Source organism: Microcoleus sp. PH2017_05_CCC_O_A, assembly GCF_020738785.1.
Lineage (GTDB): Bacteria > Cyanobacteriota > Cyanobacteriia > Cyanobacteriales > Microcoleaceae > Microcoleus.
The window spans coordinates 1-24475 of sequence record NZ_JAEQCB010000062.1 but is presented as its reverse complement, the minus strand read 5'-3'; the positions used below and the strand labels follow the sequence as shown (position 1 = coordinate 24475).

The 24475-nt window shown below is 45.6% G+C and carries 20 protein-coding genes; 9 read left to right on the top strand and 11 right to left on the bottom strand.

The features are described 5' to 3' along the window. Positions 1–11 precede the first annotated feature (11 nt). The 3 genes from JGK20_RS15625 to JGK20_RS15615 form a co-directional block, all read right to left on the bottom strand. The gene (locus JGK20_RS15625) at positions 12–941 is read right to left on the bottom strand and encodes a DUF1822 family protein (RefSeq protein WP_293231266.1); all 930 of its coding nucleotides are present in this window, start codon (positions 939–941) and stop codon (positions 12–14) included. A 31-nt stretch (positions 942–972) separates the two neighbouring features. Next, on the bottom strand, positions 973–1617 hold the full coding sequence (locus tag JGK20_RS15620) for a hypothetical protein (RefSeq protein WP_293231264.1): 645 nt from the start codon (positions 1615–1617) through the stop codon (positions 973–975). Between the two features lie 215 nt (positions 1618–1832). Next, positions 1833–2021 carry a hypothetical protein gene (locus JGK20_RS15615; protein WP_293231262.1) on the bottom strand — a complete coding sequence of 63 codons (189 nt, stop codon included), beginning with the start codon at positions 2019–2021 and terminating at the stop codon, positions 1833–1835. Between JGK20_RS15615 and JGK20_RS15610 the strand changes: the two genes are divergently transcribed. Next, positions 2020–3441: a CHAT domain-containing protein gene (locus tag JGK20_RS15610; RefSeq protein ID WP_293231260.1), complete on the top strand. Its 1422-nt coding sequence runs from the start codon at positions 2020–2022 to the stop codon at positions 3439–3441. The two genes, JGK20_RS15615 and JGK20_RS15610, sit on opposite strands and share 2 nt — an antisense overlap. Before the next feature lie 509 nt (positions 3442–3950). Here the strand turns inward: JGK20_RS15610 and JGK20_RS15605 are convergent. Next, positions 3951–4208, bottom strand: a complete 258-nt coding sequence (locus JGK20_RS15605) for a hypothetical protein (protein ID WP_293185809.1) — start codon at positions 4206–4208, stop codon at positions 3951–3953. Positions 4209–4868: 660 nt separating this feature from the next. On the opposite strand from JGK20_RS15605, the gene JGK20_RS15600 reads away from it, so the two are divergent. After that, positions 4869–6938, top strand: coding sequence for a hypothetical protein (locus JGK20_RS15600; RefSeq protein WP_293231257.1), 2070 nt, complete (start codon positions 4869–4871; stop codon positions 6936–6938). 304 nt (positions 6939–7242) lie between these two features. On the opposite strand, the gene JGK20_RS15595 is transcribed toward JGK20_RS15600, so the two are convergent. Both JGK20_RS15595 and JGK20_RS15590 read right to left on the bottom strand, forming a co-directional pair. After that, on the bottom strand, positions 7243–8190 hold the full coding sequence (locus tag JGK20_RS15595; RefSeq protein ID WP_293231254.1) for a hypothetical protein: 948 nt from the start codon (positions 8188–8190) through the stop codon (positions 7243–7245). 5 nt (positions 8191–8195) lie between these two features. Further along, positions 8196–9818 (bottom strand): glycosyltransferase family 39 protein, encoded by a 1623-nt coding sequence (locus JGK20_RS15590; RefSeq protein ID WP_293231251.1) that lies wholly within the window; start codon positions 9816–9818, stop codon positions 8196–8198. A 145-nt stretch (positions 9819–9963) separates the two neighbouring features. Here JGK20_RS15590 and JGK20_RS15585 point away from each other — a divergent pair, with 145 nt between their 5' ends. From JGK20_RS15585 to JGK20_RS15575, 3 genes are all read left to right on the top strand, one after another. Further along, a complete protein-coding gene (locus JGK20_RS15585; RefSeq protein WP_293231248.1) occupies positions 9964–10086 on the top strand; it encodes a hypothetical protein in 123 nt (40 codons plus the stop codon). Between the two features lie 164 nt (positions 10087–10250). Next, positions 10251–10400, top strand: a complete 150-nt coding sequence (locus JGK20_RS15580; protein ID WP_293223921.1) for a hypothetical protein — start codon at positions 10251–10253, stop codon at positions 10398–10400. Positions 10401–10913: 513 nt separating this feature from the next. Continuing rightward, complete coding sequence (locus JGK20_RS15575) at positions 10914–12926, top strand: iron uptake porin (RefSeq protein WP_293231245.1); 2013 nt, start codon at positions 10914–10916, stop codon at positions 12924–12926. Positions 12927–13130: 204 nt separating this feature from the next. Here the strand turns inward: JGK20_RS15575 and JGK20_RS15570 are convergent, their stop codons facing one another. The 3 genes from JGK20_RS15570 to JGK20_RS15560 are packed head-to-tail and all read right to left on the bottom strand — an operon-like array spanning position 13131 to position 16302. Next, a complete protein-coding gene (locus JGK20_RS15570) occupies positions 13131–14381 on the bottom strand; it encodes an FIST N-terminal domain-containing protein (protein WP_293231242.1) in 1251 nt (416 codons plus the stop codon). Between the two features lie 56 nt (positions 14382–14437). Next, on the bottom strand, positions 14438–15712 hold the full coding sequence (locus JGK20_RS15565) for a transposase (RefSeq protein WP_293231239.1): 1275 nt from the start codon (positions 15710–15712) through the stop codon (positions 14438–14440). Beyond that, positions 15703–16302 carry an IS607 family transposase gene (locus JGK20_RS15560; protein ID WP_293183009.1) on the bottom strand — a complete coding sequence of 200 codons (600 nt, stop codon included), beginning with the start codon at positions 16300–16302 and terminating at the stop codon, positions 15703–15705. Before JGK20_RS15560 ends, JGK20_RS15565 begins: the two co-directional genes overlap by 10 nt. Positions 16303–16802: 500 nt before the next feature. Between JGK20_RS15560 and JGK20_RS15555 the strand changes: the two genes are divergently transcribed. From JGK20_RS15555 to JGK20_RS15545, 3 genes are all read left to right on the top strand, one after another. Then, positions 16803–17039 (top strand): Calvin cycle protein CP12, encoded by a 237-nt coding sequence (locus JGK20_RS15555; RefSeq protein ID WP_293151347.1) that lies wholly within the window; start codon positions 16803–16805, stop codon positions 17037–17039. A 307-nt stretch (positions 17040–17346) separates the two neighbouring features. Next, on the top strand, positions 17347–17967 hold the full coding sequence (locus tag JGK20_RS15550) for a DUF3177 family protein (RefSeq protein ID WP_293231236.1): 621 nt from the start codon (positions 17347–17349) through the stop codon (positions 17965–17967). 125 nt (positions 17968–18092) lie between these two features. Beyond that, complete coding sequence (locus JGK20_RS15545) at positions 18093–19547, top strand: hypothetical protein (RefSeq protein ID WP_293231285.1); 1455 nt, start codon at positions 18093–18095, stop codon at positions 19545–19547. Here JGK20_RS15545 and JGK20_RS15540 read toward each other — a convergent pair. Both JGK20_RS15540 and JGK20_RS15535 read right to left on the bottom strand, forming a co-directional pair. Beyond that, on the bottom strand, positions 19480–22941 hold the full coding sequence (locus JGK20_RS15540) for a response regulator (RefSeq protein ID WP_293231233.1): 3462 nt from the start codon (positions 22939–22941) through the stop codon (positions 19480–19482). The genes JGK20_RS15545 and JGK20_RS15540 overlap by 68 nt on opposite strands. A 63-nt stretch (positions 22942–23004) precedes the next feature. Continuing rightward, positions 23005–23133: a hypothetical protein gene (locus tag JGK20_RS15535; protein ID WP_293183017.1), complete on the bottom strand. Its 129-nt coding sequence runs from the start codon at positions 23131–23133 to the stop codon at positions 23005–23007. 681 nt (positions 23134–23814) lie between these two features. Between JGK20_RS15535 and JGK20_RS15530 the strand changes: the two genes are divergently transcribed. Further along, positions 23815–23961 (top strand): hypothetical protein, encoded by a 147-nt coding sequence (locus JGK20_RS15530; protein ID WP_293183019.1) that lies wholly within the window; start codon positions 23815–23817, stop codon positions 23959–23961. Positions 23962–24475 lie beyond the last annotated feature (514 nt).

The following is a 24475-nucleotide window of genomic DNA, read 5'->3' as shown; positions in this document are numbered from 1 at the left end:
ATAAGTGACAATTAGATCAAAAAATTTTCAGTCACGCTGAAATCGCCCAAAGCCAACTTGACACTAAAATGCTCTCCCGGTTCTCCGCTTAACTCAAAGAGCAAATTTTCCGTTTTATTTGCTCTAGCTTGCATCAGAGGTTCACCTTCATCATCCAGCACCATCAACTGCAAATCGTTGGGCAAGTTAGTTTGACCGTTTGTGGGATAAACCTCTACCGAAATATCGATATCTGGTTCATCGGTTGTCATCAATTCCACAAATAAAGCTACTTGCTCTTTTCCCCACTCTAAGTTGAGTAATTTGCCTCGCTTGACTGGTACGTGCACATCTGCTGAAGCACTTTTTTCGACTACTTGGGGACTTCGGAAAGCAAACTGCAATTCTGGTTTTGACTCGAACAGTGTTTGGGCTGTATGCCAACCGCTACCGACAATATTGTGCAACCACTGACTCAGATTTACAGGCTTGAGCTCGTCTAAGTATTCTAGCAGGTTGTCGATCGACTCCAAGTCGCTAAGAGGAACTTTTTCTCGATCGCCATTTTTGACAAATCCCAGCAACTTCACCTCTTCGAGAGATTGGCCGATCTCTACAGCAACATAACCGATTCTGTCCGATCGCACTTCTGCCGGAATCGAGACACCTTCTTCACCAGGGCTTACCCAACGGCATTCCAGCTTGCCAATACCTTTGACATCCAAATCCGCAATATCCATGAATTTCTGGATCGCAGGATTCCAAATATTGCTGGCAGCCAAATCCGTATCTATTTCCATACACTGAAAGTACAAATCGACTGCGTGCACAGCCAAAGCATTGAGATAAACCTGTTTGGCTTTCCCCCGGTCACTTTGTTGCTGTGCAAGGGTTTGAGCGCTGCGGTAGGCTGCTGGGGCGATCGGTATTGTCAAAACTAAATCAACTTCTGTGTTATTCATGATCCATCTCTGCTTTTGGGTTTTGAATGTCCTACAAGTATTCTCGGAATCTGGGCGTGAATTTCTCCAAAGACCTCTGGTAAAAACTGCTCAAACTTGAAATACTTACTCCTAACTCTTCGGAGATTTGCTGCAAGCTTGCATCTTCTATCACTCTCTTGACCAGCAACAATTTAAAGTTGACGTGGGCGTGCTTTCTCATCACTTCGTTTTGAAAAATATCGCCCGGATCTTCTTCAATCATCTCGATTAGACCTGCTGCAATTGGACAAGATTCATGTTCGACCTGCTGCTTTTCCATTTGATTGAAAACGGGTTCCATATCTCCGTAGTATACAGTTGGTAAATCTTTCCTACCTATAACTTTAGGGGTGGTTTCTTGAAAACATTTAACTATCAAGAAATTTACCCACTGGCTGACCTCTTTTTCAGGTCGGTAGTTGTGAATTTCCCGGGAAATGCGAAACATCAGTTCCTGTTTGGCTTCCAGCAAAATCTCCTGATAAATTGCGTAGGAAAAATTCTTATTCTGCGGACAGTTAATGATTTTATATTTTTCAATTTCCATCACTAATCTGGTCACAGCTTTCTGTCGCCCTAAAGTTTTAGGCTGGTGATTTTGGGCAGCTATAGCTAGCTGTTTGAGCCGATCGTCAATTTCGTCCTTAGTAGGCATCTCTTGTTCCAAGGTTACTCAGAAAAATAGTCTCCAACCAGCTATGCAGGCCGCCGGGTTGAGCGAATGCTCCCAGAGCGACTGGTGCGCCGGCTGTCGGAGCCGCCATATCCCCTGCAATGCCTTCTATTTGCCTATCTGTCGGGATCTGCGATTTTTATGCAAAACTTCTGCATAATTTACAAAGAATGCTATAATCGCGATCGCCAGCAGAGTTAATTATTTACAGGAAGCGCGATCGGCAACCGAGCAGGACGATCGCACTCCGAACCAACGGTTTTTACGATCCAGAGTGGTGCAGCAGTCAAATAAGCCGTTATTATTGTTTCAAAAAATTCGATTTTAACCATCATTCCCAATTCTTTAATCGCAAATCGAAAATGGTCTAACCGCCCCAAAACCATGCACTACCAATCCCAGCAGCACCGTCAAAAACACGCAACTCAGAAAAAAATCAAAAGAGCTATTTTTTACTGTTTGACAGCCATACTTTTCTGCTGGAGCACCGCGAACCTCGCTACCATTGCCCAAAAGCCAGAACCAGGCGGACTTAACGGGCAAGAAATGAGACAAATTCTCGATCGCGGAAACCTCACCGAAGCCGTCACCAGAATCGAAAAAGACTGGGAAGAAGACTATCAAACATACTTTGAACAAGACTTTGCCGCCCGCGAAAAAACCGCCCAATCAATATCAAAAACTCTTTCCCGCCTAGCAGTTCAAACTAAGAAAAAACCAGCTTTAATTTACGCCATCCCGCGCACAGACCAACTAGAACTAATCTTAATATTGCCCGATCGCCCGCCAATTAACCGCAGCGTCCCCTCAGCCCAAAAAGACAAACTGGTGCCAGTCGTCCAAGCATTTACCAGCGAAATCACCAAAGTAGCACAAATTAATACTACCAGCTATCTAGAATCAGCTCAACAACTTTATCAATGGATAATTGCACCGCTAGAAGCAGACTTGAAAATAGCAAAAATTGACACCTTGCTGTTCTGCGTCGGCGAAGGTTTGCGAACGGTACCCCTAGCAGCAATGCACGACGGAAAGCAATTTTTGATCGAAAAATACAGTATGTCGCGGATTCCGGCATTCAAGCTGATAGACATCAATTACGCCGATCTCAGAAACTCCCACGTCCTAGCAATGGGAGCAGAAAATTTCTCAGAAACCGCGAACAAACAACCGCTACCGGCTGTTCCGTTAGAATTAAGTGCGATCGCCCGACAGTGGCCAGGTCAATCCTTTATCAACGAAGATTTTACCATCGTTAACTTGCAATCGCAGCGACTGCAACAAAGATACGGCATCATCCACCTGGCGACTCACGCGGAATTCCGCCCCGGAAGCCCAGATAACTCCTACATTCAATTTTGGGATAACCAACTCAGATTATCTCAAATGAGAGATTTGAAATGGAACAATCCGCCACTGGAACTGTTAGTATTGAGCGCCTGTAGAACTGCCTCGGGAGACAAAGAAGCAGAACTCGGATTTGGCGGCTTAGCGTTGCAATCGGGAGCAAAATCTGCCCTCGCCAGTTTGTGGTATGTGTCAGATGCGGGGACTCTGGCGCTGATGACAGAGTTTTACCAGCAGTTAAAAATCAGCAAACCTCAAGATCCTCCAATCATTAAAGCTGAAGCTCTCAGGCAAGCACAAATTGCTGCGATTAAAGGTAAAGTCACCATCGAAAATGGGCAACTGCGAAGTTCTAGGGGAGAAACTCCGTTGCCGCCGTCTATCCCCAAACTTGAGAGCAAAAATTTATCGCATCCTTATTATTGGGCCGCTTTTAGTACGATCGGCAGTCCTTGGTAATTGTCGGGGAGAAACAGGTAAGATGCCTGTTCCACTATGGGGGAGAAACAGTTATAGCGGATCTAGCTCTCATATGAGGTACGTTGTTGGGCTTGAGCCCTCTTAGTTGAAGGGTTATGTAAGCTGTCAGTCATACCTCATCTTTTTGAGAAAGGCTATAAATCAATACGGTTTACTTAAGATAGTCATTGCGTAATTGTGGGGAGAAACAGGCAAGATGCCTGTTCCACTATTGGGAAGAAACAGGCAAGATGCCTGTTCCACAATTGAGGGAGAAACAGGCAAGATGTCTGTTACACAATTGGGTTTATTTAAAATATTGTGGGGTGGGCTTCTAGCCCGCACAAAAAGTTAAATCTTTTGGGCCGCAATTGAGGGAGAAACAGGCAAGATGCCTGTGCCACAATTGGGGGATAAACAGGCAAGATGCCTGTTTCACAATTGGGTTTATTTAAAATATTGTGGGGTGGGCTTCTAGCCCGCACAAAAAGATGAAGACCGCCCAATTTCTAGACTTTGCCCGATCGCTTAATCAGTACACTAATCACTTGTCCTGGTTTTGACCCTCGCTGCGGAGGACTCCAATCGCCGACGGCTGCAAATCCCAGCCGGTACAACGTGTGGATGGTTTCTAAAACGGCTTTGTGGGAACCGAAAACGGTTATCTGCAAGACTTCCTGTTCCGATTCAAAGTCGTCATTTGGACGATCCTCTTCGAGGGCTTCGCTAACGGACGAGTTATCGTCAGGCAAAAATTCCTGTGACATAATATGGTCTCCTAGTTTTTGGTTTTTCTGGTGAGGAAAACCCAAAAACCCAGCCGCCCCGCATACTAACAAAAGGCAGGGCGGCGACAGAGAATGTTATCCTCGATTAGCCTCCATACTGCTCATCCCAGTTTGGCGGTTAGCTGTCCTTAGCTGTTACAGCAGCTTTGGACAGTGCAACTAGATTTTCGGGCGACGCTGGCTGCTTCCTCTTCGAGCAAAGCAACCTTAATTTCACAGCGTAGCGGCTTGTGGGGCCGCCGTCAATGAATTTTAGATTTTAGATTTTAGATTTTAGATTTTAGATTGAAGAATGGCTCTGTTTGGTAAGTCGATCGCTCTTGGATGGCGATAATTGTACGGAACGATATAGCAACCGCCACTACCGATATTGAGATAAATATATAGAATAGAATCGATATATGCTAGGACTCTTTAGCATAAACAGTTTGATGCTCGTACTATGTAACTGTCAGCGGTCAACTGTCAGCGGTCAACTGTCAACTGTCAACTGTCAACTGTCAACTGTCCATCGAGCCTCTTGACCGATCGAGGTGATAGGCTATAAAACATAAAGTAATTCAATATCTGTAGCTGTCGCTCAACCAACCACCACCAACCTGTGACAAATCAAGCGGGAGCCTTCAAGGGGAAACAAAAATGAAAAAATTAGAATTTTTACTACAGAAAGAAGGCGATCGCGCCTGGTTGCCCCTAGAAACCCCCGACGTGGAAATTCTAGAAGGCAAATATCGCGTCGTGGCGCGCATTCAGCACCCCAACACCGACATCGAAATTCGCATCATCCATACATCCTTCGACGAAACGGCCCCCCAGCGGAAAGTCCAAAGCAGATCGGCCCGCACCAACCCCGAAGGATTAGTCGTGATTATTCCCTACACCCGTCTCAAACCCGGAATGTGGGAACTCTCCTGCTTACCAGATTCCAAATCAGAACCAGCAAAATCTTGGCAGTATGGCGTGCAATTAGAAGTATTGCCCGCAGAATCGGAAACTTCCGAACCCCTACCCGCGATCGACTCCTCCGAAGCCGCAGCCTCAGAAAACGCAGCAGCAGTCGATCGGACACCAACCCAAATCCCAGCCCCACCTCCACCTCCACCGCAGCCGACCAAAATCTACCAATTCCCCCTTCCCCAAACGCCTCAGCCGCCGAACCCCCCAGTCAAACTCGAACTTGAACTCGTACTCGATCGAGAAACCTTCATCACCCAACTCGGCCGCCCCTTAATCATTTCCGGCAAAATCGACATTCCCCAACCACCTCAAAAAACCAGAAGAACACCACCTCCCATCCCCGAATCGCAACTTCAAGAACTCCAAAAACTCATCGGTTCAGCACAACTGCAAATTTACCTGCGAGACCCCCAAACCTCACAAATACTCGCCCAAATCGAGCAGCCGATGCCAGAACAAGCTCCTCCCTGCATCTTTGCCTGCGTTACCTACATCCCACCCGACTGCAAAAGTCGCCTAATTTTAGGAGAAGCAATTCTTAGCAGCGGCGATGTAACTTTAGCCACCAAACTATTTACAATTACAGCCGGTTTAGAACACCTGCTAGAAGCAATTAAAGACGATTTCATCGAAGAAAAACATCAAGCCGAACCCTCTCCAACAGCAGTCAGACCACCTCGGAAAGAAGTACATCCATCCTTCCTCCGGGTAGCACAAAAAAGCTTAGATCTGCCATCTCCCGCAGAAGTCGCTATCAATGAATCTTTAAGCAATGAATCCCTACCCCCTCAACTAAATTCCCGCCAGACTCCAAGTGCGGGCGGCCTAGAATTGCCGGCATTCGGTAACAAACTGCCCGACAGCAGCCGATCGCAATTGCTCTCAGAAATCACCAATTCGTCTAGAACATCCGCCGGGGCGATCGACCAACCAACCAAACCCTCAGACATCGCAACTACCCCAGAAAAGGCCGAAGTTCGGGCGATCGACCAAAAACCCCAAAACACTCCCGAACCAGAAACACCAGCCCCAGAACCTACGCCACCCCCCTCACAAAAGGCATTTCAAACCTTAAACGTCCAAAATAGATTTTGGTCGCGACTGAGTTCCCTAGCCAGCACCGGCGAATCCCCCGAATGGCTGAAAGCAACCAGCCTGTCGCCAACTCCAAAAGCCACCCCCAATACCAGCGAAGCCATAACAGTCGTCGAAGAAAGCAGCCCAACTAAAGTGCAACCAGCAATCAGGGAAACCATTTCCCAACCGCAACCTACTGGCCCGGAAGCGAGAGAATTTGTGGTGTTTGACGAGCCCCCGCAGCCGAAACAAGTTGCTCAAAAAACCACCAAAGTAGAAGCAGAAGCAACTCCACCAACTCCCTACGTTTTGTCAGAAGACGAGTCAGTACCGATGCCCATCCTGGAATTGCCGCGCGCCCAAATCCTTGCAGGCCAGGCTGTAATAGTGAAAGTGCAACTACCGGAATTAATGCCGCGGATTTATGTAAAAGTTTGGGTATTCGATCGGCAAACCTACCTAATTCTCGACGGGCCGCGCTGGATTACCGAATTTACAGCTACCGGGTTGGGAAATATGCGAGCTAGTATCGAGTTAGAGATTCCCTACGGCTGCATGGAAATTGAATTTGAGGCGATCGCCGTCGAAATGCAAACTCAGCGGGAAAGTCACAAAGTCAGCGTTCACCGCCAAGTTTTACCGCCAGCCGCGCCCACTTTGCCTCTGGAAGGTTAAATTGTCGATCGCTCGCTCGATGAATAATATTCACATTTAATAACCACAATCAAATTGGTTCGTAGTGAGGACTTTAGTCCTTCTTTCCCTCGGACTAAAGTCCTCACTACAAACTAATTAGATTATCGGTAATAGACCTCTTGCAAAAATCGGAAAACACCCTGAAATTATCTGCGTTAATCTGTGTTTATCTGTCTGAAATCTGCGGTTGAAGGATCGATCGAAGACTTATGCAAGAGGTCTAATCTACCGGACATAATATAAGGACTAAAGTCCTTACTACAAACTTAATTGTGGTATTTTTTCAAGTCGATCGCACTAACTGCCGAAACTTCTTCTTAAACTTATTCTTATACACATAGATCGATCGCTGAAAATCCTCAACTTGCAGCGACATCTCCGCAGCCAAACCCGTGCGATCCCAAGCATCCTCCTGACACTTGCGGCGGCAAAAATTCATCGGTTCCGAGTAAACCTTAGATGTCGATAAAGTCGGCTTCGGCCCGCACCAGTGAATCACAGTCGCCGACTCGCGATCGCCCGCAGGCCCGTTTTCTGCCACCGGAAACCGCTTTCTCAGCAAATCCTGGTCAAAATCCGGCACCAACAACTGCATATCCACATTCTGCACCCGCAGTCGATTTTCCCCGGCCGCCCGGAAAATCATAAAGTTCAAAAACCCCATTTCTCCGTACTTAAATATCCCCGGATTAGCCTCCGTAAAATCTAAAATTTCTATGTATTCTTCCAAGCTAAAAATACCGCGTTTAGCAAAAAAAGTACCCGTGCAGAAATAGTTCGATCGCGATTCCGACCACCGAAACTTCGGGAAATGCTTTTCAACGCCCGGAATATCAAAGAAAAATTCCGAAACATCTGCATCCGAGTAATCGTAACAAGGCTTATCTATCGTAAAATCAAATTCTTTAAAATTAGCCAATTTCAGAACATCGCCCCAGACGATCGTATCGGCATCCAAAACCATAAAATTCGACCAAGGGCTTTCCCAGAAAGCAATCATTTTAGTTTTACCCCACCCAAAACTTCTTTTCCTGAGAACCTCTTGGGAAACGTTTGTGCGATCGATAACTCGCACCCCGTAAGACTTTTCCAAAGCACTCACAGAAAACGTACCATCAATCAACAAACAAATCGGTACATCTCCCAGGAAATATCGAATGCTAGCACAGCAACCCTTAGCAAACAGATAATCCTGGTCGCAGCAGGCAATAATAATACCAAAATCTTCCATAACTCTCACTCTTTTTCTAACTTGCCAACCCACAACATTTGGATTGTTTGTTTTTTCGGCACATCTATTTTCGAGTTGTGCATTTTTGCCAGCTTAGCACTAAAATTCTGCGTTCGCCCGTAAACAAAAACATCGCTAAAACCGCTGGGAATTTTGGGTATCGCGGGTGGGTCTAGCAACTGAGCTTGACGGCGCCCTTCCTGGTCAAGCAACACCAATTGCCACATCACTTTCGGCTCTAACAAATGACTCATTGACAGTATATTTCCCAGAGTGACTTCCGAGATATCACTGACAACCAGCGGCTTAGGAGCGCGATCGATCCTCCGAGAAATTACGGGATTTTCCCGGCCCAATTCCTTCGTCCACCAAGTATCGGCTTGAGAACTAACAATATTCGACAGCACAGATCCCGTTAGCAATACAACTGTCAGAACTTTCCACATCTGCCGTTTCCAGCTTGGCACGCCCAGCGCGCTAATTTTAGTCGCTAACAGGTAAGCCACAGATATTTGCATCGCCAAATAAGTCGGAAATAGGTAGCGAGGTTTAGTCGATCGGATTCCTCCCAATATAACATCTGGTAGCATCACTGCCACTGCTGTCACCGCCATCAACACCAGCAAAAACAGCCAAACCTGTTTCTTTGTCTCACAACACAGAAAATAAACCGCATAACTTACGATTGCCAATAAAATCAAAGTCGCTGCCATCAACCCAATCAAATTTATTGATGTAGCCTGAGAATTTAGCCCAAAATCCCAAAAAACACGACCGATATTCCCGCTCCAATTATTAATCAAAGATAGCAAATTACTGTCTCCATTCGCCCAAAGAGTCGCCTCTTTTGCTGCCTTTTTGTTTATTACTAGAATCACCATCCAAGGCAGAAAAGCTACCAAAGACAAGCCAATTGCCATCACGTAATTAACTACCTTGCGATTCAACCTATAACCTTGCATTCCCCATACATAAATTCCGTGTCCCAAAGCGACTAACAGGCTAAACAAGTGTGTGTAAAATCCCAGAATAGTTGCTACTGCATAAATACTCCAACTTAGCTTAGTTTGAAGCCGCATTGCTCTCAGCAGAGACGCACAAGAAACTAAAATCAGCACCGGCCACAAGCTGTAGGGACGAGCTTCTTGAGCGTAAAGCACGTGCAAGGGAGAAACTGCTAGCAATCCCACGGCTATCCACGCCACTTCTGGTGCTGGAAACAATTCTCGGCACAGCCAGTACAGAGCGGGAAATGCTAACAAACTCACCCAAACTGAGAAACTTCTCGTCGATAAAGGAGAATCACCGAATAGTTTTCCCCAATACTTGACTGCCAGAAAATATAGAGGCGGCAGTTGAGGTTCTTCAATGGCAATACCTTTAACTGTATCGCCAAAATTTTTTGCGGGATTGGAGCGCTGATATTTCATCAAATCTTGTGCGCCGACTAACTGAACGCTGCTTATTTCATGCAGCACTTCTGTTTGCGTGTATCCCGAAATCCGCAGGGAAGTAAATACTTCATCATACCAATAAAACTTTGTGTCGATGTTGGTGAATCGAAAAAACAATCCTAATATCAATAAGATAACTACTAAGAAGCCCAGTTTGCTTTTAATCAAAGTCATAGATGGAAGGTGGCAAAAAAGATAGATGCTGCGCCTCAATGTAACATACCAGAGCGAGGTTAAGTGCATTGCCACATCTACAGGTTCTTCGATCGCCCTCTAATAATTTGTGGCATTTATTTATTGTGTTAGTAGCGAATGAGGAATGTCCTGGAGGCACTCCTTGCTCTCATACACCGTTTTTTTAACTGCGATCGATCGCATCAAAGCAAGTATTTTCGTCCATTTGACCGGGTTGATCCGTCCAGGAATGGTGAAGGCTCAATAGCTCCTTGTTCGGTAGCATAAATCACATACAAAAGGTGATTTGAAAGACATCGGCTGTGCCAAAAAAATAACTGGCTGTAAAACTCCTTCGCAGCGAGGGAACAAAACTTTAATTTTAGGTCACAGACATTCAGTCTGCTGCCACTGTCAAACTACAAAAAAATTGTGTTAAAATATTGGCAAATTCAAGTCGCCGAACGGGGCATCTCAAAAATGCCGATCGCGCTGGCAAGTCTCGACTGGTGGGCGCATCAGAACACCCAAATTGGTCAAGACTGGAATTTTGCCCCCACGGGTGCATCTAGCAGCGTTTAACCTTCCGTTCCCCACTGCTGGCGGAAAAATAACCCCGTCCGGGCCGCGAGGTTTAAAGTTAGGTTAAAAAGCTTGACATAATAGGATCGAAAGCTGTATAAGGAATGCGACAAGCAGCCCTAATCCTACCTATAAGTGTGTGTTAACTCAGACATAAGCAAGGACTATCAGTATTTGTCAGTTTGAGGCGATTGTGGTCTAACCCATACCACTGGTTGTCGATCGCCCTGTCGGAGAAAGCAACTCCAGCAAGTCTGGCGATCGACAGATGAAATTAGCAACTGATGGTATAATCAAGCGTAGTGTAATGTGGGCTTGACCTAAATTGGGGTCTGGGCTGTAAAAAGGGCCAGCCTTCTACGTTCAAGCAGGAACTAGACACGCCTACTGTGCATCAACAGTTATGGATAGGTTCTATTTTTTTGGCAGTTATTGTCAACAGGCAAGGAACCACAAAAAGTATCAGTTGGGAATTGCCGATCGAGTTGAATAGAGTGTGAAGGTGTGAGGAAAATGAACAGAACTTTTTGGAATTTACTTCTAGTATCCCCGGCAATTCTGGGGCTATCATCAGTCGTCAGTACCGCTGCGATCGCTACTGAAGCGACCGCAACCGCTGAAGCCAACCAGGTAGCAACAGCACAGCCATCTGAGTCAAAAATTGTAGAACCAGTTGCAGCAACCCCTGCTGCCCCAGAAAAGCTGGCTTTAAACAGCATCGCTCCGGCGGCCGAAACCCCGATCGCCAACTCCGCAGACGCCGAAAAACTGGCAGCAATCGCACCAGAAACCAGCGCCACAGAACTGCAAACAGCAGCGATCGACATCAATGCAGCAGCGCCCATCGCCCCCGCCACCACAGCGGCAGCGATCGCTCCCCTACCTGCTGTCACCACAGCCCAACCATTGCCCCAAGCCTCAGACTTGGCAGTGGAAAGCACCCCGACAGCAACCGCCAAAACTGAAGTGCCAGCAATTGCTAGCACCCCAGCCGCCAAGGTAGAAATTGCTCAGACAGCACCCGCAGGCATGGGTGGCCCGATCGTCCCAGCAGCACCCCAAGCCCTCCCCGCCGAACCATCTGGAGCCATGTCCCAAGTGACATCGGTCTCTCAGCTCTCCGACGTGCGGCCGACAGATTGGGCATTCCAAGCCCTGCAATCGCTAGTCGAACGCTACGGTTGTATCGTAGGCTATCCCGACGGCACCTACCGCGGCAACCGCGCCCTGACTCGCTACGAATTTGCAGCCGGCGTCAACGCTTGCTTAGACCAAGTAACCAAGCAAATTAGCTCGGCAACATCGACCTTCGTCACCAAAGACGACTTAGCCATCCTGCAACGCCTGCAAGAAGAATTTGCAGCCGAACTCGCTACCCTGCGCGGACGAGTAGACGGTCTGGAAGCTCGCACCGCAGAACTCGAAGCCAACCAGTTCTCCACCACAACCAAACTGGCAGGAGAAGCCATTTTTCTCGCCAGCGACAGCTTCGGAGATGGTGTCGGCAAGCACGACGACAAAACTACCACCACCCTCGGCTACCGGGTGCGGTTGAACTTCAACACCAGCTTCACCGGCAAAGACTTGCTCAGAACCCGCTTGCAAGCTAGAAACATCCCCAACTACGGTGCAGCTACTGCCACTAATACGAACATGGCTCGCCTCGCCATCACCGGCGAAGACGGCAGCCAATTCTCCCTGGATCAATTGTGGTATCGCTTCCCCGCAGGCAACGCTACAGTCTGGTTCGGGCCGAAAGGACTGAGGCTCGATGACGTTGCTGAGCTCAATTCTCCCTTAGAAAGTCCTGGTAGCGGCGCTCTCTCCGCGTTTGGACGTTACAACCCCGCAGTGTTCCGCGGCCCCGAAGGAGCAGGTGCTGCTATCAAATACAACTTTGGCGCCGTGAGAGCCACAGTCGCCTATCTTGCCTCCGACGGCGATGCTCCCAACCCAGCTAATGGCCGGGGCGTTTTCGACGGTTCTTTCAGCGCTTTGGGTCAGCTCAACTTCTCCCTAAGCAAATTTATTGACATTGGTGCAACTTACAACCGGAAATACAATCGGGGTGGCGATGTTGCGATCATGGGCAATACGGGCAGTTCCTTGGCTAACCGTCCCTTCGGTCAAATATCGACTGCATCAGATAACTTTGGGGTACAACTTAACCTCAAACCCAGCCCCCGCTTCCAGTTTGGCGGTTGGTACGGTTACACCAAGGCTCACCAAGAACGCCGTGCCGACAATGACGCTACTATTCAAAATGGTGCTCTTTTCTTGGCCCTGCCAGATTTTGGCAAGCCTGGGAACCTCCTCGGTTTTATTGCCGGCGTACCGCCAAAAGTTACTAGCAGCGATGTCAGAAGAGACCGCGACACCTCTTATCACTTAGAGGGTTTCTATCGCTTCCAAGTTAATGACTTTATTTCGGTGACACCGGGCGTTTATGTGATTATGAATCCGGAACACAACAAACGCAATGATGATATCTGGGTAGGAGTCCTGCGGACAACCTTTAGTTTCTAAGGTTTCCCGATATCTAGTTAAAGCTAAAAGCGGCAGGTGACTGCCGCTTTTATTTTTTGGTCAAAAGCAACGGAGGAGACGGCAGTGCCGTGTCCCTACCGAAAATAATATTGTAGGGAAACGGCACTGCCGTCTCCTAATTTTGGCTAATAATTCCGATGCCACCGGATTTGAGATGATATCAACCATCAACAGTCAACAAAATTAGGAATTTTGGCGGCAAATCCCGAATACGGAGGTGTAACCGTGCAGAAATGTGCTGCCCCCGACAGGGCCGATTTCGCCGTTGCAGAAAAAGCCGCTCAAGGGGATGTTTTTGAGGTATCTGCCGAACAGTCGCGAGTCAAAGTTCGATTGACCGTAAAGCCCTTCCCCGCGCCCCAGACAGGAGAACATCAAGGCGCCGGCACTGGATGTACCCCTGTCCTCGGCCGATCGCTGATGCCGATCGAGCAGCATTTCTAGATCTTCTGCGGAGGTGCGGGCGTCCCGCAGGTGAAATTGGATGCGCTGTCCGGGACGGACTCGATCGCCGATCGCAATTGCCCCCACTTTCGGATCTACACCCAACAAATTGCGGATTAAAAAATCCCCAGGCTCTAATGTCATCTTGAATTCATCGCTGACTAAGCCGACAAATAACGAGTGCTGCGCTAATTCTCTGTCTGCTTCGCTCAAAGTTTGAACTAACTCTCGCAGGGCGTCTAAGGGCGATCGCTCGATGCCCCTGCTGCCCATATCGTCGGTTTGTTCTTCGAGTTTCAGCAAAATATTGCGCTCTCCTTCCGTCACCCGATAAGGATGCCCGATCGGTCTACAGCCTTGCGCGACGATCGTTTCCAGAACTATATTCCCGCTCAAAGCCACTCCCACCGTCCCTTCTCGGTACAACTGATAGTCGCAAAACAGCGCCGCACCTCTGCCCGCACCGTCCCCGCCGGCCAGTCCTCCTACCTTCGGCGCGCCCGGATAGGCATAATCGAGTCCTTGGAGCAAATCGTTAATTTGTGAGGAAAATGGGTCTGCCAAGATGATAAACTGCGGTTCTTCCTGGGCAGGCACACCCAAGACATTCACCCAAGTATCCGGGGGGCTGTCCAAGTCCGGCAGTTCTTCTGCACCGACGTGAAAAGTTCTGACGTTTACTCCAGGTAAGCGGGCTAAACTCAGGCTGACTGCGGGAGAACCCTCTACTTCTTCGGTGAGCCCGCCCCGGTTCGTGCCGATGACTCCTCCCCCGCCGCAGCCCAAAATCGCGGGCACGGGCAGCAGTTCTTGCAGTAAAGGCATCAGCCGAGAATACTCGCTAGCAAAGGCAGACGAGATAAAGATCAGTGCTAAATCTGCCGGGCCTTCTAATTCGCGATCGGCTTGTTCTACAACTTCTTTCAGGGCTGATTCTAAAGACGGACGGGTTGATAAAGCACTGACCCATTGCATTTGGTTTTCGTACATAAGGCAAACTTCTCTATAAAAACTATTTCTATAGCTTGTAAAAGTATAGTCATTTATTACATGACACAGGAGGCATGAAGTCCCTCCCCCTTCTTTCTTACTTCGAGCGGATTGACCCGCCTCGGCTGAGCTACGCAGATCCCTATCCCATTGCTAAAAGCATTTGGGATTGCTTTTCTCATGATATTGTAAGACCCATTAACATCGGCATTAATTAATTGACCGCTCGATGTTTTGTACAATCCTCTCTTAATTCGTTTGCCACTAAACTTGACATCCTGGGCGCTATTCTGACCGTAAACAGAAATCGGGTCTAAAGAAATAAAACTGGAGACAGAAGTATATGATTCTTCCTGTAACATCACTCTTATCCCAACTAATGCAGCCTTATATTCCAACATCTCAATCAATCGATCATGAGGAATTGTGACGAAGTTCTGATTAGTTTTTTTCCCCAAATTTATCTCGTTTTTCCATTGTACATTTTTGCCAATTACCAGAGTCCCAATCTTGAGTTCTCTTAAAAGATTGATAATGTCACGACTGGCATGGTGCAAGTAATTATCGATTTTCTGGTTTCGACAACGAGTCAAGCGCTGAATTCTACGCGATGTTTGGCGCAGACCTTTCAATCGAGACTGTATATGTGCCTTACGTTTGTTGTAGAATTGATTAATTGATTTCAGTGGTCGCCCGTTAATCAGTAAAGGGACAAACCCCGGCTGATTTGAAGTTAGCGCTCCTAAATTATTCAATCCTAAATCTATACTAGCTACTGATTCTTTCTGATTTGCATCACTGGTGGACTCCGGCTCATCGTAAATTACCTCAATCGCATAAGAATCACACTTGGGAACTAACCTAACTTGACATATTTTCTCTGGTTTTACCTGAGTTTTAATTGAGATATCAGTCCCTGAAATTTTGATAATTCCTTTCGGTAATTGCTTACTACTAATCGCCTGAATTGTGTATACAACAAGGTTTCGCCCTTTGACTTTATCTTTATACTTAGGTAGTTTTGGGCATCCCGTGAATTTTGTGGGCTGCATTTTATAAGCTTTAACGGTTGCAAAAAAACCTTGCCAATTCTTGTCCAATATCATCAAGATTTGTTGGCTTACTTTCGCTGGCAATGCTTTGTATGCTGGATGAGATTTCATCAACTGAGCCATTTTGTTGTAGTTGAGATACCCCCATCCGTATACAAAGTTTTGGCGGATAACGTAGTTGGCAGCATTGTAGAGATTTTTTGATTTAAAGGCTAACCGATCGATAGTGGCGAAACGATGTTCTGTGGATTTAATGATATGTCTCTCTGCTAATTGCATTCAGACTCTCCATTTTTTAACTCGGCAATGATTCTCTCCGTTTTTCGTGCTCCCAGGCGTTGTCCGTAAAGTCGAGCAGCAAAACTTGTGACAACAGCCACTAAGTCTTGCATTAATTCATCTCGCCCATTGTCGGCTAAATTGACAATTTCTAGCTTAACTCCTGATCTTAGTAGAAGTATGTCTAGATAATGTGTGCCAAATCTAGCTAGACGGTCTTTATGTTCAATTAAAAGAATATTGTAGTCATCTTGTTGGAGTAAAGCTTCTAGTTGTTTTCTGTTGTCATTTAATCCGCTGCCAATTTCTTTGACATTTCTGACGATTTGATAACCGTTGGCTATCGCATATTCGGTTAATCGAAGTGATTGGCGGTTGAGATTTTCCTTGTTTTCAGAAGACGAGACTCGGCTGTAAATTGCAACTCGATTTTGTTTCAACTCCGAACGTGGTTTTTGTGGCGAATAGTCAACTATAATTAAACCGCTTTCTGTTTGCCGTGCCGGATGTGGTAGCTTGCCAGTCTTCCACCACCGCCAAGCTGTTGTATAACTGATGCCTATTGCTTTTGCGTAATCGGGTAGTTTCATTTTGCCCTCCTGACTATATGGTACTACTATTGCTTACTGTTGCTTATAGTTTTAATAAAGTTTTACAATACTTAGGCTAACCGGAACAGGCCACTGACGGGACGGTTTTATGGGGCGATCGATTCCCCTCGCAGTCCGCGATCGTGTTAACATAAGTTAACATGAGTCTCGACTCAATCTGTTTAGTGTTAAAAGCCGTGTTCAGCAAAATCTTAAAAGATAAAGCTCAATACAGTTTGACACACCAACTTCGTGTAATGTTTTCATAAAAAGTCAGGTCAGCTCAACCTGCATTCATGCCTGTGGACTAGAACCCGCCGACGGGATCTGGGCAAAGCAGGAAGTAAAGACGGCGGCTGCGATCGCAGTTAGGGATGGTTTCTATCTGGGCTGCCACAGCAGCACATCTCAAGCTAGTATTAGTTGAGATCGCCAGACAGAAACGGCAAGTCAAACACAAGCTAACATCCAAAAAGAAAACCTTTCATACCAACAAGTTTATGACAACAACACCCGCAGGCAACATCGAAGAAAAAATTGAAGAAGAACTAGAAAGCGCTCGTACCGTCTGTGACTTGAAGGGCGCCACTTCCGGGGAATGTGCAGCAGCGTGGGACGCAGTTGAAGAACTGCAAGCTGAAGCTTCCCACCAAAAGCAAGTCAAACCTAAGAATTCTTTTGAAAAGTATTGCGACGACAATCCTGACGCTGCTGAGTGCCGCATCTACGACGAATAAACGAGCAATTTAGCTCTATCCCTTCGATCCCGCGCCGAAAGTTAATTTTGGCGCGGGATTTTTTGATCGGTTTATCAATTACCTTGGCAAGAACACCGGGCGGTTGAAACCGCGTCTACACAGACCAAACCCGCCTCCGCGGGTTGAAGAACCGACGCTTAAAATTACGCGATCTTCTTCTTCAGTCGGCGTCCGGCGGACTTCGTTTTTATAGACGCGGTTTCAACCGCCGTCTTATCTTATCCCTGCTTTTTGAGCGCTTTTGTAGTAAAATCTTTCACAAATAAGTAAGTATATTTTCCCAAAGATGTTTAGTCTTTTATTGGCAGCCACCGGGCCTTGGTTTCAACCACTTGTGTGGATGGATTACCGGTTGTCGGTGTTATTAACCGTTTCGATTCCACTGGTAGTGCTGATTTGGGCTGTTTTTGCCAAGGCTGACGCGATCGTCCGTTTGTTGATGATTTATTGGCGGGTGGCGAGTTTGTTGGCAATTACACTTTACCTGATGATGGCTGCACTGCCTGTAAGCTTTGTGTCGTCGGTGATGGGGAGGGCATTGATTCCTGCTTGTCTGTGGTTTTGGGAAGATTTAAACGACGAAATTGCCGATCGACCGCAGTCGTCTTTAAAGCTGGCTTTTACAGCTTGGCGGTGGGCGATTACTGTTTACAGCGGTTTGGGCGCTCTAGCTCAAATTCCCTTCTTAACCTGTGCCTTTAAATCTCAAATACAAGTAATTGACGAACCTTTTTGCAGCGTTTGGTTTGACCCGCCTTGGCTGTACAAACAGATGTTTCATGCTAAAGCAAGCCCTCAATTTTTGGGATTTTTGGGTTTGACAGGTTTAGCAATTTATGTGGTTTACTTATCATACTTTGTCCTAATTAGATTGGGAAAACAAGGCAGATCTGCTACAGGGAATTAAGTTGATTTCAAGGAAGTATTTGCTTCCTAAATTCCTGTTAATCTCTTCAAAAAAACTCAGAAATAAAAAACGGGGCAAATTTACGGAAAAATAAAAACAATAAGAGGATGGTAGAAGTGGGTGTAATGTTAGTGGAAAAGACTGTGATTGATAGCAAAGAAGCATACTTACAATGCTTAGAAAAGCTGATTTGGGCGATCGCTCGCCTCAACGCAGAAGTCGAACCAACCGAACTAGCTCGGATTGCCGAACTTATAGTTCAGCCGATGACCGGGCCCTGGCGGTTTTTCCATACTCCCGAACATATTTTTGAGGTCGGGGGAAATCAAGATGCGATCGAGGTTTTGGCAGCTTTATTTCACGATATCGTCTACGTACAAGTCGATCACAGCATTAACTTTAACGTCAGCTACTACATCACTCCTGTTACCAAAGAGGTTAACAAACAGCTACGGATTCGGGAGCAATCTGAACTCCCTGCTGATGCTACCTTAGAAATGGTAATGCTCATATTCGGTTTTGTACCCGGAGAAGTGCTCAATCCCTTCGTCGGACAAAACGAATTTCTCAGCGCTTTAGTTGCAGCAAAATCTCTCGAACCATTTCTCAAGCCCGAGCAATTGCTTCAAATTGTCGCCTGCATAGAAGAAACAATTCCGTTTCGCTCCGCCGAGTGGGGAGTCACCGCAACTGGGCGCCTTTATGACCGCTTGCAAGCAATAACTAGCCTGTTTCACCTCAGTTTAACTGATGAGCAAATACGGGAAACAGTGAAAAAAGCTGTGCGAATTGCCAACCGGGATGTAATTAGTTTTGCTCACGAAAGTTCAGCCCATTTTTTGGCAAATACCTGGAATTTATTACCGGAAACTAATCACAATATCACCAGCTACGGTTTTTATACAGTTCGCGACTACCGAGTTGCTTTGCTGAAGATGGAGGGTTTTCTGACTTATCTCAAGCCCGAGGTGATTTTTCGGCAGTTTGAGGGATTCCCAGACGATCGCACATATCAACGCTGGGAAACTACTGCTAGGTACAATCTCGAAATTGCCCAGCTTTATCTGGGGTGCAAACTGGCTGCTATCGCCCTGCTGGAAGCTCTTTCTTCAGGTTTGGGACTCGATGTTTCTCTGGCCATGATGATGGGAGAACTGCCAGATAGAGCCGATAAAGGCATCCGTCTGGAAAGCTTTTTTCCTGAAATAGAGAAACCTCACCAACCTCAAACTCCTTTAGAAACAGAAGTATTCAATTTATTAGAAAATGGGCGGGCGAAAAGCAGTTCTAATACCGATTTGGAAAACTCCCCCCTAGCAACGTTTATGGTCAAAATTGTGGGATTTGACGAAATGCGCTATCAGTGCGATCGGGCTAAGCAATTTTTTAGGGCCAATCTGGAAGCCGATGACTTTATTACCGACTTTAACCCCATCGTTACAGAAATTGTCGTTGACTCAATTCTTAAGTTGTTTGAAACCCGCAAATCTACTATCTACCGATACTACGATATCACTTCTGAGTTAAAGTCCAAACCCCAGACCAATTTTCCGGTACGCCTCTCTCAATCAAATGATTGACTCGCTCCAAATACAGTGCAGCCGTTTTATCGTCAGGATTAACGGCTAAAACTTGATAAAAACAGATTTTAGCAGCCTTAAATTCGTGAGAGCGATAATGTTCTAAACCCCGTTCAAAATCAGTCTGAGTTTGTAACTTCATTTCCCTGAGCAACTCTGTTTCTGCATCGAGGACTTCATAGATAGAAATTGGCTGCTGTTTTCCCTTGACAATTACTCTATCTAAAAAACGGATTTGATACTGTTCGCGATCCGTCAAATTATCCAAAACTTTCTCGGAAATTATCAAAGATACTCCATATAACTTAGTGAGACTTTCCAGACGAGAGGCTAAATTGACATTATCCGAAAAAGCATCTCCCTGCATTCTCTCCGCTTCCCCAACTATACCCACCATCATGTGACCAAAATGCACTCCTACGCCGACTTGAATCGGTGGATATCCGCTGTGTATGCGATCGGCATTATATTCGTACACTTGTTGCAGTTTAGCGATTCCACCTTTGACAGCATCGTCAGCACCGTTGGGAAAAACAGCCATCATCCCATCTCCTAAATACTTGACAATAAAGCCGTGATGTTCTCTAATTTTTGGACTTACTTCTCGCAGGTAATCATTAACAAAGTCAAAGTTTTGCTGCGGAGTCATCGTTTCGGAAAGGGCAGTAAACGAGCGAATATCGCTAAACATGACTGCCATTTGTTTGCTGACATGATTCCCTAATTGGATATCCACAATGCTTTCTTTTTTCAAAAAGTCTAAGAAAGCATCGGGGAAAAATCGCCCGTAGGCGCTATTAGTTTGCGATAAATTGATGTGAGACTTAATTCTGGTTAACAGTTCGTCTTTCGAGAAGGGTTTAGTTAGATAGTCATTTGCTCCGAATTGAAATCCTGCTATTAAGTCTGATACTTGATTTTTGGCAGTTAGCATCACTACGGGCAACTCGTGAGATGGGTATTTCTCTCTGAGTTTAGCGCAGACTTCATAACCAGACATTCTGGGCATCATGATGTCGAGAATGATTAAGTCAAAATGCACCCCGCTTTCCAAGAGTGATAAGGCTTGTTCGCCGTTTAGTGCCTGAATGACACTGTAATTTTGTAGAGAAAGGTGATTGTTTAAAACTTGCAGGTTAATCGGATCGTCATCAACTATCAAAAGTTTAAATTTTTCGACTTCTAATAGCGCAGTGGCTTGCTTTACTGGATTCGGAGCGGGTTTAGGCACATTCCAATTGGAGGATAGATAAGTTTTATTTCTGTTGTTTTCTGATTCTGAATCCTGAATTGGCGATGCTAGCTGCCGATTTATTCCTGCTTCGCTAGGATGAATGGTTTCGGGAGAAAGAGGTAGGGTAAATGTGAAACGCGAACCGATGCCGATTTGGGATTCTGCGTATATTTTGCCGCCGTGGAGTTCGACAAATTGTTTGGAGAGTGTCAAACCTAAGCCTGTGCCTCCGTATTGCCTGACTGTGGAACCGTCGCCTTGTTCAAATGGTTCAAAAATGCGATCGAGATTCGCGACAGAAATTCCGATTCCTGTGTCGGAAACCGTGACAGCTATTTTAAAATCTGGGTTTGATGCTGGGAGATTTGACGGGGACACTCCCAGAGATGTTTTGCCGTCGGTATCTACAATTGCTGCTGATATTTTTACCGTGCCGGATTCCGTAAATTTAATCGCATTTCCAATTAAATTGTAGAAGATTTGTTGCAGGCGGTTTTCGTCGGCTAAAACTAATGGCAAATCTGAATCGATGGCATTAATTAATTCTAAATCTTTGCCAGCCGTTAAATGTTGACAAACGGTGAGAATCACTTCGACAATTGACCTCAATCCTACACTCTGAAGCTGCAATTCTAGTTTCTGATTTTTGAGTTGGGCAAAGTCAAGAATGTTGTCAACAAGTTCGTTGAGTCGCCTGCCACTGCTGGCAATCATTGAGAGGTTTTGTTGTTGAATTTCTGATAACGTTCCGGTGGCGCCGTCAATCATTGATTCGGCAATGCCGATCATTCCGTTAAGGGGAGTTCGGAATTCGTGGGAAGTGTTGGCTAAGAATTCGTCTTTGAGTTTGTCGAGTTGCTGCAATTCTTGATTCTGAGTTTCTAGGGTATTGAAGGATATTTGCAGTTGAGATGCCATGCTGGTAAAGGATTTGGCTAGCTGCCCTACTTCGTCGGTGCGATCGAGATCCAGCTCAACTTTGTGCTCCCATTCTCCTCCCGCAAGGTTTTTGGCTGCTGCGTTTAATCGCAGAATTGGCTTTGTGAGCGATCGCGCTGTCAAAGTTCCAATAATTATTGATAGAAATAGGGCAGCGATACAAAGTAAAATAGTGCTGCGGGTGTTGCTATTGATTTCATCCATGAAATCGTTTGCTGGAATTACTACCACCACCAACCAATCCAGTCCTACCTGGTCTTTATAGGACAGAATATGTACAAAATTAGATTGATTGTTAAGTTTAAATTGTAGCTTTTGTGGTGGTTCAACTAAGCTCAAGTTGAAACTACTAATTATGTGTTTTGCTGCCGATGCAGTTAAGGGATTTGTGCTATCAATTGCTGGCAAGCGTTGCAATTTGCCACTGGCGTCAGTAATGTACGGTTTTTCCTCCGTCGAACTGCCAACTATTGCGCCCGATCGCTCCATAATAAATACCTGACCCGATCGACTAATTTTGATTTTTCTAAGAAAATCGCTAATTTGACCCAAAAGAATATCGACTGCCATGATGCCACGAAAGTCGCCCTTCTTATCATAAAATGGCTGAGCCACAGTGATTCCCAAATCGCCTTGAAAAAATGTATAAATCGCAGTCCATATCGGTGATTCGGCTGCGGTTGCACCAATGTACCAAGGGCGAGTTCGCAAGTCATAAGTTGGTTCAAAACGCAACAGCTTCGTTCGATCGCCGAAAGCATCTAGCTCATAAAAAGAACGTCGGGGAAAGTTTTCTGTAATTCTGGTAACTAATTGACCAGATTCCTCTCGACTAACTCCAATAAACTGACCTTCTTTCGTCCCTAAATAGATTTGACGCACCGATGAAAATATTTTTACCTGCTGCCAAAAGGAGCGTTCAGTTTCTAGAAAATCTTCAGGTCTCAGTTTCCCAAGTTGAGCTGCACCTGCGTTGAGTTGGACAATATTATAAGGTTTTTCTAAGTAATGCGCGAGGTGTTCTTGAATGCGCCCACTGATTTCGCCCTGCAAGTTGTCTGCAAGTTTTTGAATTGCTTGTTGTCCATTTTTGAACGACAAATATCCAACTATACTGACTACGGCGAAAGTTTGCACGACGAATGGCAATGTCAACGCTAAACCGAGGGGCATAGTACCAGATATTTTTGCGATCGATCTACTAATTATTTTCACTAACATAATAAATAGTCTAACTTCTCAGAGATCCAGCCCAAATCCGCAGATTGTTGCATTTGAGCATAATTAGTAATTAGTTTCAGCTAATTGGCGATCGCGAATTCCGCGCAAATTAGCAATACTGGCTGCGTGATGTAATAAAAAGCACCGAGTCAAACATACGCAAATTCCCCAATTTAACGCATTGTACCTCATGATATAAATCTCCGCTACACAATTATTCCCTGCTACTTTACATAATTAAGTGCGGCCTCATAGAATGTCTAATTAAGTCAACCCTCAACCCTCAACTCTCAACATCCATCTGTTACATCCATTAAAATATATTAGCCAACTTCCTTTCTTGTGTCACTCATCTAAGCTACCTCAAACAAGCGTCACTAGAAAAAGCGACTGTTAAACCGCTTTTCCCCACAGCTACAACTGGGGAATAGCAAGTCTAGCAACTCGCAAACAACCAAGGTCAAATCAAAAAACCATCCAAAGCACAAACGCAATTCACATTAAATGACGTTGGGGCTGTTATTGTTACTTACTACCTGAAACTATGCCGTTATCCAAAATGAAAATATCCGCTAACTTCAGCGATGGTTGAATGCCAGCGGAGCTTGTTGGGCAATTACTGATAGAGCATTCAGCGGGCTTATTTCCCGCACCAATACTAGAAGTTTGTGACAACGGCAGATGAGCGAGGGAACACTCGACTATTGATAGCAGCGCATCTAAACTTTATCGCATCAAATCGCCAAATTATATTTGTTTTGCAACATAAATATTAATTTTGGCAGTCAACTATCGTTCGCAATTGAATTAATCATGTATAAATCTGATAACTTTTGTTACCGCCTAATTGTTGGCAGTTTAGCAGGCTCGATTATGATTTCACTTACTTTTGGCATGACACTCTCTGTCATGGGCAAGGAAATCCCTCCGCTTTTTGTTGTGATTGGCAGTAATGCGATCGGCGCCATCTCCGGTCTGCTAGCTCCTTCACCTTCAGAAAAAGAAGCAGAAAAAAAATAGGTTGTTTGTGCAGCAAGTCTATTCAACCTTACTGACTAGGTAAGTAGTTGCGCTTCAGCGCGCTCTTTATAAGACAATACAGTTGACTTAAGAAAAATCTGACTTGCCCAAAATGGCTATATTGCCAGAAAATCGTCAGATTAAATTCATCAAAAGCATTAAGTAAACCGTATTGAAATACAATCCACTCCATCAAGAGAAGAGTTTTGAACCACAGAGGGCGCAGAGGGCGCAGAGGGCGCAGAGTATTGCGAGGGTTTTGGATGTCGTAAAAAAACCTTTTATCCCTCCCCTCTCTGTGTTCTCTGTGTTCTCTGTGGTAAAATATTCTTAATATCTACTTCACCTCTTTATAATCCAAAAATCGTCAGATGAAATTCATCAAAAGCGTTAAGTAAACCGTATTGCTTTATAACTGTAGTTTAGACTAACCAAAGATGAGAACGGTGGCAAAAGAAGAACTAGAGCCACCGCGCTAGGAGAGAATGAGGGTGAAAAAGAAAACCTATCCACT

What these genes read in the sequence shown, in the direction of transcription:
- JGK20_RS15625 (WP_293231266.1), bottom strand. Translation starts at nt 941, where the DNA reads ATGAATAACACAGAAGTTGATTTAGTTTTGACAATACCGATCGCCCCA.
- JGK20_RS15620 (WP_293231264.1), bottom strand. Translation starts at nt 1,617, where the DNA reads ATGCCTACTAAGGACGAAATTGACGATCGGCTCAAACAGCTAGCTATA.
- JGK20_RS15610 (WP_293231260.1), top strand. Translation starts at nt 2,020, where the DNA reads ATGCACTACCAATCCCAGCAGCACCGTCAAAAACACGCAACTCAGAAA.
- JGK20_RS15615 (WP_293231262.1), bottom strand. Translation starts at nt 2,021, where the DNA reads ATGGTTTTGGGGCGGTTAGACCATTTTCGATTTGCGATTAAAGAATTG.
- JGK20_RS15605 (WP_293185809.1), bottom strand. Translation starts at nt 4,208, where the DNA reads ATGTCACAGGAATTTTTGCCTGACGATAACTCGTCCGTTAGCGAAGCC.
- JGK20_RS15600 (WP_293231257.1), top strand. Translation starts at nt 4,869, where the DNA reads ATGAAAAAATTAGAATTTTTACTACAGAAAGAAGGCGATCGCGCCTGG.
- JGK20_RS15595 (WP_293231254.1), bottom strand. Translation starts at nt 8,190, where the DNA reads ATGGAAGATTTTGGTATTATTATTGCCTGCTGCGACCAGGATTATCTG.
- JGK20_RS15590 (WP_293231251.1), bottom strand. Translation starts at nt 9,818, where the DNA reads ATGACTTTGATTAAAAGCAAACTGGGCTTCTTAGTAGTTATCTTATTG.
- JGK20_RS15585 (WP_293231248.1), top strand. Translation starts at nt 9,964, where the DNA reads ATGTCCTGGAGGCACTCCTTGCTCTCATACACCGTTTTTTTAACTGCG.
- JGK20_RS15575 (WP_293231245.1), top strand. Translation starts at nt 10,914, where the DNA reads ATGAACAGAACTTTTTGGAATTTACTTCTAGTATCCCCGGCAATTCTG.
- JGK20_RS15570 (WP_293231242.1), bottom strand. Translation starts at nt 14,381, where the DNA reads ATGTACGAAAACCAAATGCAATGGGTCAGTGCTTTATCAACCCGTCCG.
- JGK20_RS15565 (WP_293231239.1), bottom strand. Translation starts at nt 15,712, where the DNA reads ATGCAATTAGCAGAGAGACATATCATTAAATCCACAGAACATCGTTTC.
- JGK20_RS15560 (WP_293183009.1), bottom strand. Translation starts at nt 16,302, where the DNA reads ATGAAACTACCCGATTACGCAAAAGCAATAGGCATCAGTTATACAACA.
- JGK20_RS15555 (WP_293151347.1), top strand. Translation starts at nt 16,803, where the DNA reads ATGACAACAACACCCGCAGGCAACATCGAAGAAAAAATTGAAGAAGAA.
- JGK20_RS15550 (WP_293231236.1), top strand. Translation starts at nt 17,347, where the DNA reads ATGTTTAGTCTTTTATTGGCAGCCACCGGGCCTTGGTTTCAACCACTT.
- JGK20_RS15545 (WP_293231285.1), top strand. Translation starts at nt 18,093, where the DNA reads ATGTTAGTGGAAAAGACTGTGATTGATAGCAAAGAAGCATACTTACAA.
- JGK20_RS15540 (WP_293231233.1), bottom strand. Translation starts at nt 22,941, where the DNA reads ATGTTAGTGAAAATAATTAGTAGATCGATCGCAAAAATATCTGGTACT.
- JGK20_RS15535 (WP_293183017.1), bottom strand. Translation starts at nt 23,133, where the DNA reads ATGAGGTACAATGCGTTAAATTGGGGAATTTGCGTATGTTTGACTCGG.
- JGK20_RS15530 (WP_293183019.1), top strand. Translation starts at nt 23,815, where the DNA reads ATGATTTCACTTACTTTTGGCATGACACTCTCTGTCATGGGCAAGGAA.